Source organism: Roseateles paludis (assembly GCF_039872745.1).
In the GTDB taxonomy this organism is placed as follows: domain Bacteria; phylum Pseudomonadota; class Gammaproteobacteria; order Burkholderiales; family Burkholderiaceae_C; genus Pelomonas; species Pelomonas paludis.
The window spans coordinates 72,362-86,689 of the sequence record NZ_JBDPZD010000003.1; the positions used below are offsets into that span (position 1 = coordinate 72,362).

At 65.4% G+C, this 14,328-nt stretch carries 15 protein-coding genes; 6 read left to right on the forward strand and 9 right to left on the reverse strand.

Annotated elements, in window-relative coordinates; translation table 11 throughout:
• Positions 1-94: 94 nt before the first annotated feature.
• Positions 95-1,045 carry an ankyrin repeat domain-containing protein gene (locus tag ABDJ85_RS11640; RefSeq protein ID WP_347704947.1) on the forward strand — a complete coding sequence of 317 codons (951 nt, stop codon included), beginning with the start codon at positions 95-97 and terminating at the stop codon, positions 1,043-1,045.
• A gap of 198 nt (positions 1,046-1,243) precedes the next feature.
• Positions 1,244-1,735 carry a hypothetical protein gene (locus ABDJ85_RS11645; protein WP_347704948.1) on the forward strand — a complete coding sequence of 164 codons (492 nt, stop codon included), beginning with the start codon at positions 1,244-1,246 and terminating at the stop codon, positions 1,733-1,735.
• 62 nt (positions 1,736-1,797) lie between these two features.
• Here ABDJ85_RS11645 and ABDJ85_RS11650 read toward each other — a convergent pair whose 3' ends face one another.
• The 3 genes from ABDJ85_RS11650 to fdhD form a co-directional block, all read right to left on the reverse strand.
• Entirely contained in the window at positions 1,798-2,088 is a 291-nt protein-coding gene (locus tag ABDJ85_RS11650; RefSeq protein WP_347704949.1) for a late competence development ComFB family protein, read from the reverse strand.
• 75 nt (positions 2,089-2,163) lie between these two features.
• Positions 2,164-3,264 (reverse strand): quinolinate synthase NadA, encoded by a 1,101-nt coding sequence (gene nadA / locus ABDJ85_RS11655; RefSeq protein WP_347704950.1) that lies wholly within the window; start codon positions 3,262-3,264, stop codon positions 2,164-2,166.
• A gap of 30 nt (positions 3,265-3,294) precedes the next feature.
• The gene (gene fdhD / locus ABDJ85_RS11660) at positions 3,295-4,104 is read right to left on the reverse strand and encodes a formate dehydrogenase accessory sulfurtransferase FdhD (RefSeq protein ID WP_347704951.1); all 810 of its coding nucleotides are present in this window, start codon (positions 4,102-4,104) and stop codon (positions 3,295-3,297) included.
• Here fdhD and ABDJ85_RS11665 point away from each other — a divergent pair.
• Complete coding sequence (locus ABDJ85_RS11665; protein ID WP_347704952.1) at positions 4,103-4,723, forward strand: FMN-binding negative transcriptional regulator; 621 nt, start codon at positions 4,103-4,105, stop codon at positions 4,721-4,723. The two genes, fdhD and ABDJ85_RS11665, sit on opposite strands and share 2 nt — an antisense overlap.
• A 67-nt stretch (positions 4,724-4,790) precedes the next feature.
• On the opposite strand, the gene ABDJ85_RS11670 is transcribed toward ABDJ85_RS11665, so the two are convergent.
• On the reverse strand, positions 4,791-6,464 hold the full coding sequence (locus tag ABDJ85_RS11670) for an electron transfer flavoprotein-ubiquinone oxidoreductase (protein ID WP_347704953.1): 1,674 nt from the start codon (positions 6,462-6,464) through the stop codon (positions 4,791-4,793).
• A gap of 202 nt (positions 6,465-6,666) precedes the next feature.
• On the opposite strand from ABDJ85_RS11670, the gene ABDJ85_RS11675 reads away from it, so the two are divergent.
• Complete coding sequence (locus tag ABDJ85_RS11675) at positions 6,667-7,449, forward strand: SDR family oxidoreductase (protein WP_347704954.1); 783 nt, start codon at positions 6,667-6,669, stop codon at positions 7,447-7,449.
• A 5-nt stretch (positions 7,450-7,454) separates the two neighbouring features.
• Positions 7,455-8,069, forward strand: a complete 615-nt coding sequence (locus ABDJ85_RS11680) for a YceH family protein (RefSeq protein WP_347704955.1) — start codon at positions 7,455-7,457, stop codon at positions 8,067-8,069.
• Here the strand turns inward: ABDJ85_RS11680 and ABDJ85_RS11685 are convergent.
• On the reverse strand, positions 8,059-8,904 hold the full coding sequence (locus ABDJ85_RS11685; RefSeq protein ID WP_347704956.1) for an AraC family transcriptional regulator: 846 nt from the start codon (positions 8,902-8,904) through the stop codon (positions 8,059-8,061). The two genes, ABDJ85_RS11680 and ABDJ85_RS11685, sit on opposite strands and share 11 nt — an antisense overlap.
• Positions 8,905-9,543: 639 nt before the next feature.
• On the opposite strand from ABDJ85_RS11685, the gene ABDJ85_RS11690 reads away from it, so the two are divergent.
• The gene (locus ABDJ85_RS11690; protein WP_347704957.1) at positions 9,544-10,074 is read left to right on the forward strand and encodes a PEP-CTERM sorting domain-containing protein; all 531 of its coding nucleotides are present in this window, start codon (positions 9,544-9,546) and stop codon (positions 10,072-10,074) included.
• A gap of 264 nt (positions 10,075-10,338) precedes the next feature.
• Here ABDJ85_RS11690 and acnB read toward each other — a convergent pair whose 3' ends face one another.
• The 4 genes from acnB to ABDJ85_RS11710 all read right to left on the reverse strand — a co-directional run bounded on the left by acnB (position 10,339) and on the right by ABDJ85_RS11710 (position 14,296).
• Positions 10,339-12,930: a bifunctional aconitate hydratase 2/2-methylisocitrate dehydratase gene (gene acnB, locus ABDJ85_RS11695; protein ID WP_347704958.1), complete on the reverse strand. Its 2,592-nt coding sequence runs from the start codon at positions 12,928-12,930 to the stop codon at positions 10,339-10,341.
• A 39-nt stretch (positions 12,931-12,969) separates the two neighbouring features.
• Entirely contained in the window at positions 12,970-13,374 is a 405-nt protein-coding gene (locus ABDJ85_RS11700; RefSeq protein WP_347704959.1) for a type II toxin-antitoxin system VapC family toxin, read from the reverse strand.
• Positions 13,371-13,634 (reverse strand): AbrB/MazE/SpoVT family DNA-binding domain-containing protein, encoded by a 264-nt coding sequence (locus ABDJ85_RS11705; RefSeq protein WP_347704960.1) that lies wholly within the window; start codon positions 13,632-13,634, stop codon positions 13,371-13,373. Before ABDJ85_RS11705 ends, ABDJ85_RS11700 begins: the two co-directional genes overlap by 4 nt.
• A gap of 131 nt (positions 13,635-13,765) precedes the next feature.
• On the reverse strand, positions 13,766-14,296 hold the full coding sequence (locus ABDJ85_RS11710; RefSeq protein ID WP_347704961.1) for a hypothetical protein: 531 nt from the start codon (positions 14,294-14,296) through the stop codon (positions 13,766-13,768).
• Between the last annotated feature and the right edge of the window lie 32 nt (positions 14,297-14,328).

Below are 14,328 nucleotides of genomic sequence, written 5' to 3' on the forward strand. Positions count from 1 at the left end.
GGCGTTGACAGGCAGGGCGGACCTGACGCAAAGGTGTGGGAGCCTGACGCCCAAGACCTGCACCGTATCCCCCGAAACAATGACGGGACCTTTCATGCCAAATCGATCAACGTGGGGTATTGCCACTCTGGTAGGGCTGCTGGCCGCTGGCGGCGCCTGGACGGTGGCGTCATCAGACTCCAGCACCGCAGCGTCAGTGCCGCAGCAACTGTTTCAAAAGAGCGATGTCGCCGCACTGGCTGACGCTGCGGCCAAAGGCAGGGTCGCCGACATCCGGAGAATCCTGGACGCGGGGGTGAATGTGAATTCCAAAGGCATGCGTGGCCTGACGCCGCTGGGCTACGCCCTGATCCGCCACAACTTGGACGGCGCGCAGGCACTGCTGAAGCATGGGGCCGACCCCAACTTCACGTACGAGGATGACGTCTACAAAGAACCGCTCCCATTCATTTTGATCGTCGCCGCCAAAGGTTCGGCCGAGGAACTGGCGCTGCTGCTGCAATATGGGGGCAACGCCAACGCGCGTGCGCCCATCAGGCGTGACGCTGCACCCGACCGGCAGTACGAGGGCGACAGTGTGCTGATCGAGTCTGCGTCGGATCTCGCCAAGGTCAAAGCCTTGGTTCAGCATGGCGCCGATGTCAACTACGTGCCGCATCCAGACTCTGCCTCCACCAGCCGTTCTGCGGCGATCGTCAAGGCGGCAGGGTTGGCACAGCTAGAAGTCGTTGACTTCCTGTTGGACCACGGTGCTATTGATCTTGATGAGACCGTAGATGCTTTGCAAGGTCGACCTTGGGCTGTAGAGCAACGTGCGCAGCTCATGGAAGTGATGCGCAAGCTGAGAGAAAAAGGCGGGCGCATCTACGCAAGCTATCGCCCGCTGCGCTCGGAGAAGCTTGAGGCCTATCCCCCCCAAGACACGCCGACGGAGTGGATCAGCCCAGGATTCTTAGACATGCGAGAGGTCTGGAAAAACCGCCTGCAGCGATGGGAGAAGCAAGGGAAACCAGCAGGATCGGGCGGGTCATCGACCCGAGCATGAATTCGATGGGCTTGTCCATCCACAAAACGGCGGGTTACGCCGCAGGCGCAACCCGCCCGCATCTAGGGGAGTCCGTTGCCGTTCAGCTCTAGCCTGATGAGAAGGTTTTGCGCGCGGTGGCGGCTGCGGGATGAGTCGGCCGTGGATGAGCTTTCGCGCTTGCTCGGGACTATCGGGTGTCGACCCGCGCCTTCGGGCGTGTGCGACGAGCACGCCTTGTTTTTTTACCGCGAGCTTTCTCCATCATTCAGATGCGTCTATGGGCTATCTCGGATGTGGCCGGGTGTAGACGGTTTAATGTGCGGCGATTTGAGCGTTGCGCTGCTCTCGAAGAGCGTCCATGACTTCACCCAACTTGACGACGCCTGGTTTACTGCGACGCGCGTCGATGCATTCAGGTTGGGCTTTGAAACCTGCCTTGCCGCGAGGCTGTCGCATCTGAAGTGGGCAGAGTCTGAGGAACCAAATGCGCAGGCATGGCCCATGTCTGTGGATGGCGTCCGAGCGCTTTTTGCCGACTATTTGCGCTTGATTGACTGCCATCTCGTGGCGCTCAAAGACGATGCCTCGCTGCTCCGATTGCTTGAGTGCTGCTTGGCCTATTCGAAGCCGCCCTGGGTGCTATCTGATCCTCCGGGCTGGCCGTTCTTGGCTGAACAGGCCCGGCGCCTCAGATTGAAACTTGAGTGAGTCATGAAGTGCGGCTGAGGGAGCCGACAACGGTATTGACGGTCCAAAGCGCGCAACCCGCCCTACTTCCGTGCCCTCAGCGCCGTCCGCGCCTGCACAAAGTTGAACGCGTAGCTGACAGCCTCGTTGATGGCGTTGTCGATCTCGTGGCGCTCGTGTTCGGTCAGGTAGAAGCTGAAGTCCACCTCGTGGCGGATGTAGCGGGGGCCGAGGCGGTTGAGGGCCACGCAGGCGACGTCGCACAGCAGGTCGTTGCTGATGGCGAGGTTGGGGTAGTCCTTGGCCGAGTCGACCACGGCGGCAAACACTTCGCGTTCGTGGTGGTTGTAGATGGAGCTGAAGTCGGCATTCATGGTGAGCGTCCCTGGCGGTGTGCGGGTCAACGAGTTTTATAGCCTGCCGCGTCGGGTCTGACCACCCAGAAAGGCTCAGGCAGCGCCAATTCCTGCCTTCATTCCCGCGGCTTTGGCTTTGTGAGCGGCCACGAAGTCGAGCATGCGGGTGATGCAGCCTTGGGCCTTGGCGCGGATGCCTTCCTCGACCTGGATCTGGGGCTGGCCTTGCTCAAGGCACTCGACGAGGTTGGCCAGGCCGTTCATGGCCATCCAGGGGCAGTGCGCGCAGCTCTTGCAGGTGGCGCTGTTGCCGGCGGTAGGCGCCTCGATGAGCAGCTTGCCGGGGGCCAGCTGGCGCATGCGGTGCAGGATGCCGTTGTCGGTGGCGACGATGTAGGCGGGGGCCTGGCCCTCGACCACGGCCTTGATGAGGGCCGAGGTGGAGCCGACGACGTCGGCCTGCTCGACCACGCTGCGCGGCGACTCGGGGTGCACCAGCACCAGGGCGCCGGGGTGCTGCTCGCGCAGCAGCTCCAGCTCCAGGCCCTTGAACTCGTCGTGGACGATGCAGGCGCCGTTCCAGCACAGCATGTCGGCGCCGGTTTGCTCCTGAATGTAGCGGCCGAGGTGGCGGTCGGGGGCCCAGAGGATCTTTTTGCCTTGGGCGTGCAGGTAGGCCACGATCTCCAGCGCGCAGGAACTGGTGACCATCCAGTCGGCGCGGGCCTTCACCGCCGCGCTGGTGTTGGCGTAGACGACAACCTGGCGGTCCGGGTGGGCGTCGCAAAAGGCGGCGAAGTCGTCGGCCTCGCAGCCGAGGTCGAGCGAGCAGGTGGCGTCGAGGTCGGGCATCAGCACGCGCTTTTCGGGGCTGAGGATCTTGGCCGTCTCGCCCATGAAGCGCACGCCGGCCACCACCAGAGTTTGGGCCGCGTGGTCGCGCCCAAAGCGGGCCATCTCGAGCGAATCGGACACGCAGCCGCCGGTGGCCAGGGCCAGGTCCTGCAGCACACCGTCCACGTAGTAGTGGGCCACGAGCACGGCGTTCTGGGCTTTGAGCAGGGCGGTGGCGCGCTCGATCAATGCATCCCGCTCGGGCCGGCTCAGCGGCGCAGGCACCTTGGCCCAGGCATGCTTGGTGGAGCAGACACCGGCGGCGTCCTGGCGGGTGTAGTCGAAGACGGCTTGTTCCATGGCTGCGATTTTCCTGCTTTGGCAAGGCGCTTAGGCGTAGCGCGTGGCGCGACCCTCGCGGACGAAGGCCCATAGCGGCAGGCCGGCGCGGCGGGCGGTTGCTATGGCGAGGCTGCTGGGCGCCGACACGCAGGCCAGCAGGCCGCCCCCGGCGCGGGCCACCTTTTGCACCAGCTCGACGCTGGCGCGGCTGGACACGACGAAAGCGAGGCCCGCACCGTGGCGGCCCTGGCGGGCGAGGGCGCCGATGACCTTGTCCAGCGCGTTGTGGCGGCCCACGTCCTCACGGGCGATCAGCAACTGGCCGGTGGCCTCGATGCATGCGGCGGCGTGCAAGCCACCGCAGCGGGCGTTGAGCACCTGGGCCTGCTGCAGCGCCTGCATGCCGAGGCTCAGCGTGGCGGCATCCAACTGCAGCGGCTGCACGCTGGGCATTTCAAGGTCAGCCAGGGCCGCGAGGCTCTCGACGCCGCAAATCCCGCAGCCCGTGCGGCCGGCCAGCGTGCGGCGGCGCTGGCGCACGCGCTGCTCGGCCTGGGCGGTGACGCGCATCTGAACGACAAGGCCCTGCTCGGCGGGTTCGATCTCCAGATCCAGCAGCTCGTCCACGCCCTGCAGCCAGCCCTCGGCGAGCGCGAGTCCAACGGCAAAGTCCTCCACGTCAGTTGGCGTGGCCAGCATCACGGCCTGCGAGACCTCGTTGATGGCCAGCGCCACCGGCAGCTCGACGGCCACTTCTTCGGTCGGCGAGTCAAAGGGCTGGACGGTCAGCAGGGCGGGGCGGTCGGGGTGCACGGGTGCCGTGAAGGGATGGGCGCCGGGATGATAGGGTCGCGCCATGTACCTGCCCCGCCACTTCGAACAAGCCGACCTCAGCCACGTCCTTGACTTGATTGCATCCCACCCGCTGGCGCTCCTGATTGGCGTGGACGCGGAAGGATCGCCGCTGGCCAACCCCATGCCCATGGTGGCGCAGCGTGACGGTGATGCGCTGGTGCTGGAGGGCCACTGGGCGCGCGCCAACCCTCAGGCCCAGGCGCTGCTGCAGCGCGACGGGGGCGAGCTGCTGGCCGCCTTCAGCGGGCCGGACTGCTATGTGAGCCCGCGCCACTACGACCACGAGCGCAACGTCCCGACCTGGAACTACCTGGCCGTGCATTGCTGGGGCCGCGTCGAGGTGCTGGACGAGCCCGCCAGCAAGGACGCGCTGCTCAAGCGCCTGATCGGGAAGATGGAGCCGAGCTACGCGCCGCAGTGGCGCGGCCTGCCGGAGGACTACCAGCAGAAGCTGCTGGGCGCCATCGTCGGTTTGCGCCTGCACGTGACGCGCTGGCAGGCCAAATTCAAGCTCAGCCAGAACCGCGCAGCCAGTGAGCGCTCTCGCATGGTCGAGGCCCTGGGCGAAGGCGATGCCGGCGCCCGCGGCGTGGCCGAGTGGATGCGCAAGCTGGGGCTCTGAGAGCCTGCGAAAAAATCCCTCACGCCCGCTCGGGCGCACCGGATTCATTCACAGGCGCTGGGCCGGCTTACATCCCGGCGTAGTTGGGCCCGCCGCCGCCTTCGGGCGTGACCCAGACGATGTTCTGCGTCGGGTCCTTGATGTCGCAGGTCTTGCAGTGCACGCAGTTCTGCGCGTTGATCTGCAGGCGGTCGGCACCGGCGTCGGTCTTCACAAACTCGTAGACGCCCGCGGGGCAGTAGCGCTGCTCAGGCCCGGCAAAGCGCGCGAGGTTGGTAGCCACGGGCACGGCGGCATCCTTGAGCGTCAGGTGCGCGGGCTGGTTCTCTTCGTGGTTGGTGTTGGAGATGAACACCGAGGAGAGCCGGTCAAAGCTCAGCTTGCCATCGGGCTTGGGGTAGTCGATGGGGGCGCATTCCGCCGCCGGGCGCAGGGCCTCGTGGTCGGCCTTCTTGTTGTGCAGCGTCCAAGGCGGGCTCTGCACACCGAGCTTGGGCAGCAGCCATTGCTCGATGCCGGTCATGACGGTGCCCACGGCCTGGCCCTTCTTGAACCAGCCCTTGAAGTTGCGGCTCTGTTGCAGCTCTTGGTTCAGCCAGCTGGCCTCGAAGGCGCTGGGGTAGCTTTCCAGCTCGTCCTGGCTGCGGCCGGCGGCCAGGGCCTGGGCCAGGCTTTCTGCGCAGAGCATGCCGCTCTTGATGGCGGCATGGCTACCCTTGATGCGCGCGGCGTTCAGGAAGCCGGCATCGCAGCCCACCAGCGCGCCGCCGGGGAAGACCAGCTTGGGCAGGGCCTGGGGCGTGCCGTTGTTGATGGCGCGGGCGCCGTAGCCGATGCGCTTGCCACCCTCGATGTGGGCGCGGACAGCCGGGTGGGCCTTCCAGCGCTGCATCTCTTCAAAGGGGCTCAGGAAGGGGTTCTGGTAGTCCAGCCCGATCACGAAGCCCAGCGTGACCTTGTTGCCCTCCAGGTGGTAGAGGAAGCCGCCGCCAAAGGTGTTGTCCGTCATCGGCCAGCCAGCGGTGTGGACGACGCGCCCGGGCTGTGCCTTGTCAGCCGGGATCTCCCACAGCTCCTTGATGCCGATGGCATAGGTCTGCACATCGCGGCCCTCGGTCAGCTTGAACTTGGCCAGCAGCTGCTTGCCCAGGTGGCCGCGCGCCCCCTCGGCAAAGACCGTGTACTTGCCCAGCAGCTCCATGCCGATCTGGAAACCATCGTGCGGCTCGCCGTCCTTGCCGACACCCATATTGCCGGTGGCCACGCCCTTGACGCGGCCCTCGTCGTCGTACAGCACCTCGGCCGCCGCAAAGCCTGGGAAGATCTCGACGCCGAGGCCTTCAGCCTGCTGGGCCAGCCACTTGGTCACGTCCGAGAGGCTGATGACGTAGCAGCCGTGGTTGTGGAAGTTGCGCGGCACGAAGGCATCGGGCGTGCGCGTGGCATCAAGCTCGGACAGGAAGAGCACGTCGTCGCCGGTCACCGGCTGCTTGAGCGGGGCTCCTTGGGCCTGCCAGTCGGGCAGCAACTCGTTGAGCGCGCGCGGGTCCATCACTGCGCCCGAGAGGATGTGGGCGCCGGGCTCTGAGCCCTTTTCCAGCACCACGATGCTCGCGTCGGGCTGCAACTGCTTGAGCCGGATGGCCGTGGCCAGACCGGCGGGGCCGGCACCGACGATGACCACGTCGTACTCCATCGCTTCGCGCGGGCCGTACTGGGCCAGGATGTCTTCGGGGGTCATGGATGGCGGCTCCGGGTGTCGATGCACTGGGCCTGGATTCTACGAATCGAACGACCGTGCTTTTTTAGGGCGGGGCTTCCAAAGCCGTGCAGCTGTGCTTTTTGATTCCGGCTGGCTGCCAGGCCTTGCGTGCTATCGTGATTCGGCCCTCGAAAGTAGTTCGGTGCATCGGCGCCCGGCCGAGGGCCAGAAGGCAAAGACCATGAGCGTTTCCATCGATCTTTCCGGCCGCGTGGCCCTCGTGACGGGCGCGTCCAGCGGTCTGGGCGCGCAGTTCGCTCGCACGCTCTCCAAGGCCGGCGCCTGTGTGGTGCTGGCGGGCCGGCGCGTTGAGCGGCTCAAGACGCTGCGCGCCGAGATCGAGGGCAATGGCGGCGATGCCCATGTGGTGGCGCTCGACGTGACCGACGTCGACAGCATCCGCGCCGCGGTGGCGCACGCCGAGACCGAGGTCGGCACGCTCGACATCCTCATCAACAACTCCGGCGTCAGCACCACGCAGAAGCTGACCGACGTGACCGAAGCCGACTACGACTTCGTGATGGACACCAACACCCGCGGTGCCTTCTTCGTGGCGCAGGAAGTGGGCAAGCGCATGCTGGCCCGCTCGCGCGGCGCGGCACCCGGCACCTTCATCGGCGGGCGCATCGTCAACATCGCCTCCATGGCCGGCCTGCGCGTGCTGAGCCAGATCGGCGTCTACGCGATGAGCAAGGCCGCCGTCGTCCACATGACCCGCGCCATGGCGCTGGAGTGGGGCCGCTACGGCATCAATGTCAACGCCATCTGCCCCGGCTACATCGACACCGAGATCAATCACCACTACTGGGATACCGAGGGCGGCAAGAAGCTCATCGACATGCTGCCCAGGAAGCGCGTGGGTGCGCCGCAAGACCTGGACACCGCGCTGCTGATGCTCTGCGCCAACGAGAGCCGCTTCATCAATGGCGCGGTTATCCAAGCTGATGACGGCTTCGGGGTCTGACTGCGATGCGTGACTTGACTCCGCTGGAAGCCCGCGTGCTCGCGGTGCTGGTCGAGAAGGAAGCGACCGTGCCCGACAGCTACCCGCTGTCCGTCAACGCCCTTGCCTCGGGCTGCAACCAGAAGACCGCGCGCGACCCGGTGATGAATGTCAGCGAGGCCGAGATCCTGGCCGCGCTGGACGAACTGCGCAGCCTGCACCTGGTCAACACTGTCAGCGGCAGCCGTGTGGTGCGCTACGAGCACAACGGCGCCCGCGCGCTGGGCGTGCCCGGTGCGGGCCTGGCCATCCTGACCCAGCTGATGCTCCGCGGCCCGCAAACCGCCGCCGAGCTGCGCGCCAACACCGAGCGCCTGCATCGCTTTGCCGACGTGTCATCGGTCGAAGGCTTCCTCGACGAACTCGCCGGCTGCGAGCGGCCGATGGTCGTCCGCCTGCCCAAGGCCCCCGGCGCCCGTGAAGCCCGCTGGGCGCACCTGCTCTGCGGCCCCGTGGCCAGCGTGGCCGAGGCACAAGCCCTGCCGGCGCGCGATGAGGAAGTCGCGCTGTTGCGCGCCGAGGTGGCTGAGCTGCGCGGATTGGTGATGCGTCTCGCGGGCGAGCTGGGCGTCAACCTGTGATGGGTAGATAAACGTCGGTCAGCATTTCGTGCTCGGCCACGTCGGGCCCGACGTTGACGTAGTGGAAGAAGGGCGGAAAGTCGCGCAACTGCTCGCCACTGGCCGGCAGCCACTCCGTGTACAGCCATTGCACCGCCGGGATGAACTCACGGGATCCCGTGTGGCGCACCTTGGCGCAGCGCCCACCCGGGATGCGCTTGGCCACCACGCCCTGCGCATTGGGCGCCACGGCCCGCTCAGACGCCACCGCAAGATCCACCCGGTAGCCGCTCTCGGCCTGAGTGCGCAGGTCGTGGTGGATGCCATAGGTCGCCGCGCTGCCCGGCGGCACCCGGTTGGCCCGCCGCCACTCGATCAGCCGGCGCGTGCTCTCGTACACCGTGGCCGTTGAGCCCAGGTGCTCAACCGCCGCCACGGCGGTCTCCGGGAAGTGAACGATCTCGACATGCATCTCAGGCAACTCCGGGCTGAAAGGAAAAGCAAATAACGCCCGCCAACGCGGCCAGTCCGGCTGCTGCCGGAACTCGCTGGGCGACTGCCCCACCACGCGGCGAAAGGCCCGCGAGAACGACTCCGCGTTCTCATACCCCGCCTCGAACGCGATCTCGGTCACCGAGCGCGGCGGCTCGAAGTGCAGGCGCATCGACGCCCGTTTGAGCCTCAGCAGCCGAAGCCGCTCGGCGGGGGAGTGGCCACAGGCGTGTTTGAAGGCCCGCTGCAGGTGGAAGGCAGACACCCCGGCCACAGCCGCCAGTGCGGTCAGCGACACGGCTTCATAGAGATGGCGATGTAGGTGTGAAAGCGCGCGTCCAACGAATTCAGGCGGGGTGGGCATGGCGCGCATTCTGCGAGGCGGGGGGGGCCAGTGCGCTTGACCGAGATTGCGGTTGGACAGGTGAATGCCGGGGCCCAATTCGGCTTCGCTGAGCTTTTTGGCCAAGAGTGCAACCCGCAAACTTGTGGTTGACCAGCGCCATCAATTTCATGGCCGGGTCATTGCCCAGAATCGGCTTGGCGGGGCCAGCCTACGGGTGCCCCGTGTTCTATTCCCTTTGTTGACTGACGGATGCCCCGATCCGGGGCATGACAGCGTGAAGTTCAAGTTAGGGGTTTGGATTGGAACCTGCTCTCAATCCGTGCGTGCCGCCAGAAGGAATCAGCTTGAACTGTCGATCGGGGTCGACCGTCAGGGTATTCGGGCTGGCGAACTGGTCGCGCTTGATGGCATCATCACACCCTGACAAAGCCGCTGATTGAAAAGAATGTACTCGATGTCAGCGTAGCGTGTGGTTCGCGCAGAATTTTGCTTCCGATCAGTGATATTTCTATATTTTGCTATGTCACGCAATTTTCAGGGCGCGGCGGTGCCACGGCGCCATGGCCACGCGAGGGAAAGCGGCTTTGTTGCGTTGAAAACTTCTTGCGGTATCAAGACGCGCCGCTTTTCTAAATATTGATTCGTCCAGGGAAAACTATGATTTCGATCCGTCATCTCGTCGCAGTCTCTTTGACTGCTTTGTTCTGTTCAGTGAGTTCGGCGTCTGTCAACTACTCGTTCAGTGGTTTTTTTGGGGCGAACTTGCCGGAAGGCTGGCAAGATGCAACGGCCACTTTCTCAATCACTCTGCCGGATGTGATCTCGTCTGACCTAACGGTCCCGGTTGAAAGCATGATTTCCTGCTCAGTGCCGTTTGGTTCATGTCGGCAGGTCAAATTTGTCGTGAGCTCGTTTAACGCGGGCTGGACTACCCCGCTGGACACCCCAGCACTCCTGCTGTCGAGCGAATCGGCGGGTGTCTTCTATTACTTTTCATCCAATGCCTTTGCAACGTTCGGCGAGAATGCCAATCTTGCCAATGTCGGCTCTCCAGCAAAGCTCACGATATCCAGCGTAGTTCCGGAGCCTGGTACTTTGGCAACTATGTTGCTTGGATTGTGTGGCCTGGTCCTCCGGGCGCCCTTGCGTGGCAAGGCCAAACGGGCAATTTCAGCGTCCCGTGCTTAATCTGTGGTGTAACTATCGTTTGTAGGTCGGGGTGAGCCCGCGAACCCCAACATTTTTTAGGCATTTTGAGATCATTGGATTCGGTGCTCATGCCACAACCGATGAGTGGTATGCCGCCCGATAATTCAAGTCTCTAGCCTTGAGTGACGCCCGCTTCAGGTGGCGTTCAGGGCGCAGCGTTGAATCCATCGCCTGCTCGTCAGCTATGTGCTGAGGGCACAAAAAAGCCCGCCGAAGCGGGCTTTGCCTTTTGGTGCAAGCCGATCAGGCCGTGACCGCCTTGGCGGTCTCGGCGTACTCCTCGATCTGGTCGAAGTTCATGTACTTGTAGATCGAGGCGCCGTCCTTGTTCACGACGCCCATGGCCTCGTGGTACTCCTGCACCGTGGGGATCTTGCCCAGCTTGGAGGCGATGGCCGACAGCTCGGCCGAAGCGAGGAACACGTTGGTGTTCTTGCCCAGGCGGTTGGGGAAGTTGCGGGTCGAGGTGGAGATGACCGTCGCGCCTTCACGCACCTGCGCCTGGTTGCCCATGCAGAGGCTGCAGCCGGGCATCTCGGTGCGGGCGCCTGCCGTGCCGAAGGCGGCGTAGTGGCCTTCCTTGATCAGCTCGCTCTGGTCCATCTTGGTGGGCGGGGCGACCCACAGCTTGACGGGGATGTCGCGCTGGCCGCCGAGCAGCTTGGCGGCGGCACGGAAGTGGCCGATGTTGGTCATGCAGGAGCCGATGAAGGCTTCATCGATCTTGGTGCCGGCCACGTCGGACAAGGTCTTGGCGTCGTCCGGGTCGTTGGGGCAGCAGAGGATGGGCTCCTTGATGTCGGCGAGGTCGATCTCGATGACGGCGGCGTACTCGGCGTCCTTGTCGGCTTCGAGCAGCTCAGGCTTGGCGAGCCAGGCTTCGACCTTCTCGATGCGGCGCTGCAGGGTCTTCGCGTCCTGGTAGCCGTCGGCGATCATGTTCTTCATCAGCACGATGTTGCTGGTGAGGTACTCCTTGATCGGCTCGGGGTTGAGCTTGATGGTGCAGCCGGCGGCGGAGCGCTCGGCCGAGGCGTCGCTCAGCTCGAAGGCCTGTTCGACCTTGAGGTCCGGCAGGCCTTCGATCTCGAGGATGCGGCCCGAGAAGACGTTCTTCTTGCCGGCCTTGGCCACGGTCAGCAGACCGGCCTTGATGGCGTAGAGCGGGATGGCATGCACGAGGTCGCGCAGGGTGACGCCGGGTTGCATCTCGCCCTTGTAGCGGACCAGCACCGATTCAGGCATGTCCAGCGGCATCACGCCGGTGGCGGCGCCGAAGGCCACTAGCCCTGAACCGGCGGGGAAGCTGATGCCGATGGGGAAGCGGGTGTGCGAGTCGCCACCGGTGCCGACGGTGTCGGGCAGCAGCAGGCGGTTGAGCCAGCTGTGGATGACGCCGTCACCCGGGCGCAGGGCCACGCCGCCACGGTTGCTGATGAAGGCGGGCAGCTCGCGGTGCGTCTTCACGTCCACGGGCTTGGGGTAGGCGGCGGTGTGGCAGAAGGACTGCATGACCAGGTCGGCGCTGAAGCCCAGGCAGGCCAGGTCCTTCAGCTCGTCGCGGGTCATGGGGCCAGTGGTGTCTTGCGAGCCGACCGTCGTCATCTTGGGCTCGCAGTAGGTGCCAGGGCGGACGCCTTGGCCCTCGGGCAGACCGACAGCGCGGCCGACCATCTTCTGGGCCAGGGTGAAGCCAGCCTTGGTCTCGGCCGGTGCCGACGGCAGGCGGAACAGCGTGGACGCGCTCAAGCCCAGGAACTCACGCGCCTTGGCGGTGAGCGAGCGGCCGATGATGAGGTTGATACGGCCGCCGGCGCGCACTTCGTCGAACAGCACGTCGCTCTTGAGCTTGAACTCGGCGACGGTCTCGCCGTTCTTCACCAGCTTGCCGTCATAGGGCAGCACGTCGATGACGTCGCCCATCTCCAGCTTGCTCACATCCACCTCGATGGGCAGGGAGCCGGAGTCTTCCTGGGTGTTGAAGAAGATGGGGGCTATCTTGCCGCCGAGTGTGACGCCGCCGAAGCGCTTGTTGGGGACGAAGGGGATGTCCTGGCCGGTGGCCCAGATCACGCTGTTGGTGGCGGACTTGCGGCTGGAGCCGGTGCCGACCACATCGCCCACATAGGCCACCAGGTGGCCCTTCTTCTTCAGGTCCTCGATGAACTGCATCGGGCCGCGCTTGCCGTCTTCCTCGGGCTTGAAGGCCGCATCGCTGCGGGTGTTCTTCAGCATCGCCAGGTAGTGCAGCGGGATGTCCGGGCGGCTCCAGGCGTCGGGGGCGGGGGAGAGGTCGTCGGTGTTGGTCTCGCCGGGCACCTTGAAGACGGTGACGGTGATCTTCTTCTCGACCTCGGGGCGGGTGGTGAACCACTCGCCGTCGGCCCAGGACTGCATCACTTCCTTGGCCTTGGCATTGCCGGCCTTGGCCTTGGCGGCCACGTCGTTGAAGTAGTCGAACATCAGCAGGGTCTTCTTCAACCCTTCAGCGGCCACGCCGGCCACTTCAGCGTCGTCCAGCAACTCGATCAGCGGGTGGACGTTGTAGCCGCCCACCATGGTGCCGAGCAGCTCGGTGGCCTTGGGCCGGGAGATGAGGCCCACGGCCAGATCGCCATGCGCCACGGCGGCCAGGAAACTGGCCTTGACCTTGGCGGCATCGTCCACGCCCGGGGGCACGCGGTAGGTGAGCAGTTCGACGAGGAAAGCCTCTTCGCCAGCTGGTGGGGCCTTGATCAGCTCGATCAGGGCTGCGACCTGCTTGGCATCGAGCGGCAGGGGCGGGATGCCGAGCGCGGCGCGTTCGGCGACATGTTGGCGGTAGGCAGCAAGCATGGTGGGCTCCGGTGGGTGTGTGTTGGGGTGGCCAGGCGGTCAGTTCGTCGGGACGATGACCTTCAAGCCCTTGAAATAGTCACGATAGAAACCGGCATCACGGGTGATCAGTGCGTCGCACTGCATCATGGCGTGGGCGCCGATGAGAAAGTCCGCGACGGTGCGGCTGCGGTGGCCGCCGCGCTGACGATAGCGGCGTTGCATTTCGCCGGCACGAAGCGCGGCCTTGGGTTCCATGGCGCTGAAGGCGATGCCGACGTCCTCCAGGTGCTGGAGCACTTCGGAGCCGCCTTTGAGCGAGGTGCACAGTTCGGCCAGCGCCACTTCGCACAGCACCACGGGCCCGGCGTGCAGGGCGTGGCGCACGGCGTCGGCAGCCGCCAGGGCTTCGTCGCCCGAGCCGCCGATGAGGTCGATCAGGACGGAGGAGTCGGCCGCAATCACGTGCCGTCACCCTCCGGGGGCAGATAGGGGTCGCCCGGCGCGTGGCCACGGATGGCACGCATGGCCTCGTCGGTGCTGGCGAAGCCGTCGAGCTTGAAGCGCCCGCGCAGCTTGGCGATGGCGTCGTCCACGTTCTTGCGCAGCACGACGCGCCCGCCCTCGATCTCGACCTTGAGCACGGTGCCCTTGGTCAGCCCGAGGGCATCACGGACGGCTTTGGGCAGGGTGATCTGGCCACGTTCAGCGACGGTGGCTTCCATGGAAACACCTCCTGGCGAGGCTTGAGTATGGAAGCTCAAGTATGCATCAGCTGTGCATACTTTGTCGTCGCGGCAGGCTGGCGGCAGGGCCTTTCAGGCCCAAAACTACCGCCGCCGAACTGACTTGCCGATTACTTTCCGATACCGAGGCCGCTGCTTGCAGCCTCCGGGTTGGCTTCACGGGCGGCGCGGATGGCGGCCATGATGCGGGCCTGTTCGGGGTGGATGCAGTCGTCCACCAGGCGCTGGCCGGCCTTCACGTCCAGCAGCATGGACTTGTTGGCGATCTGGATCATCAGCGTGCGGCCGGTCACGTCCTCCAGGCGCAGGGCGCCGGTGTGGGAGAGCACGGGCTTCATCACATAGCGCAGCTTGTTCCAGACCACGGTCACATAGCCGCGCTTGCCCTCGTAGGGGGTGAGCTGGACGGTCTGCTTGAACTCGCAGTTGTAGTCGCCCAGGTGGGCGGCCTGGAAGGCTTCGAGCTGCTCGTCACCGGCTTCGCTCAGCTCGGGCGGTTGCGCGGCGGCGGCAGCGGCCGCGACGGGCTTCTTGGCAGCCGCGCGGGCGGCGGGCTTGGCGGGCGTTTCGGCCTGGGCGGAGACGACGGCGCAGAGCAGGGCGGCGGCGAGCGAAAGGCGGGCGGTGTGGAGCGGCGTCATGGGTTCATCCTTGCGCAAGGCGAAGAGAGCGG

Excerpts from the sequence above, each read along its gene's own strand:
- ABDJ85_RS11690 (WP_347704957.1), top strand. The coding sequence starts at position 9,544 with ATGATTTCGATCCGTCATCTCGTCGCAGTCTCTTTGACTGCTTTGTTC.
- ABDJ85_RS11680 (WP_347704955.1), top strand. The coding sequence starts at position 7,455 with ATGCGTGACTTGACTCCGCTGGAAGCCCGCGTGCTCGCGGTGCTGGTC.
- ABDJ85_RS11685 (WP_347704956.1), bottom strand. The coding sequence starts at position 8,904 with ATGCCCACCCCGCCTGAATTCGTTGGACGCGCGCTTTCACACCTACAT.
- ABDJ85_RS11665 (WP_347704952.1), top strand. The coding sequence starts at position 4,103 with ATGTACCTGCCCCGCCACTTCGAACAAGCCGACCTCAGCCACGTCCTT.
- ABDJ85_RS11640 (WP_347704947.1), top strand. The coding sequence starts at position 95 with ATGCCAAATCGATCAACGTGGGGTATTGCCACTCTGGTAGGGCTGCTG.
- ABDJ85_RS11710 (WP_347704961.1), bottom strand. The coding sequence starts at position 14,296 with ATGACGCCGCTCCACACCGCCCGCCTTTCGCTCGCCGCCGCCCTGCTC.
- ABDJ85_RS11675 (WP_347704954.1), top strand. The coding sequence starts at position 6,667 with ATGAGCGTTTCCATCGATCTTTCCGGCCGCGTGGCCCTCGTGACGGGC.
- ABDJ85_RS11705 (WP_347704960.1), bottom strand. The coding sequence starts at position 13,634 with ATGGAAGCCACCGTCGCTGAACGTGGCCAGATCACCCTGCCCAAAGCC.
- ABDJ85_RS11670 (WP_347704953.1), bottom strand. The coding sequence starts at position 6,464 with ATGACCCCCGAAGACATCCTGGCCCAGTACGGCCCGCGCGAAGCGATG.
- ABDJ85_RS11650 (WP_347704949.1), bottom strand. The coding sequence starts at position 2,088 with ATGAATGCCGACTTCAGCTCCATCTACAACCACCACGAACGCGAAGTG.
- nadA (WP_347704950.1), bottom strand. The coding sequence starts at position 3,264 with ATGGAACAAGCCGTCTTCGACTACACCCGCCAGGACGCCGCCGGTGTC.
- fdhD (WP_347704951.1), bottom strand. The coding sequence starts at position 4,104 with ATGGCGCGACCCTATCATCCCGGCGCCCATCCCTTCACGGCACCCGTG.
- acnB (WP_347704958.1), bottom strand. The coding sequence starts at position 12,930 with ATGCTTGCTGCCTACCGCCAACATGTCGCCGAACGCGCCGCGCTCGGC.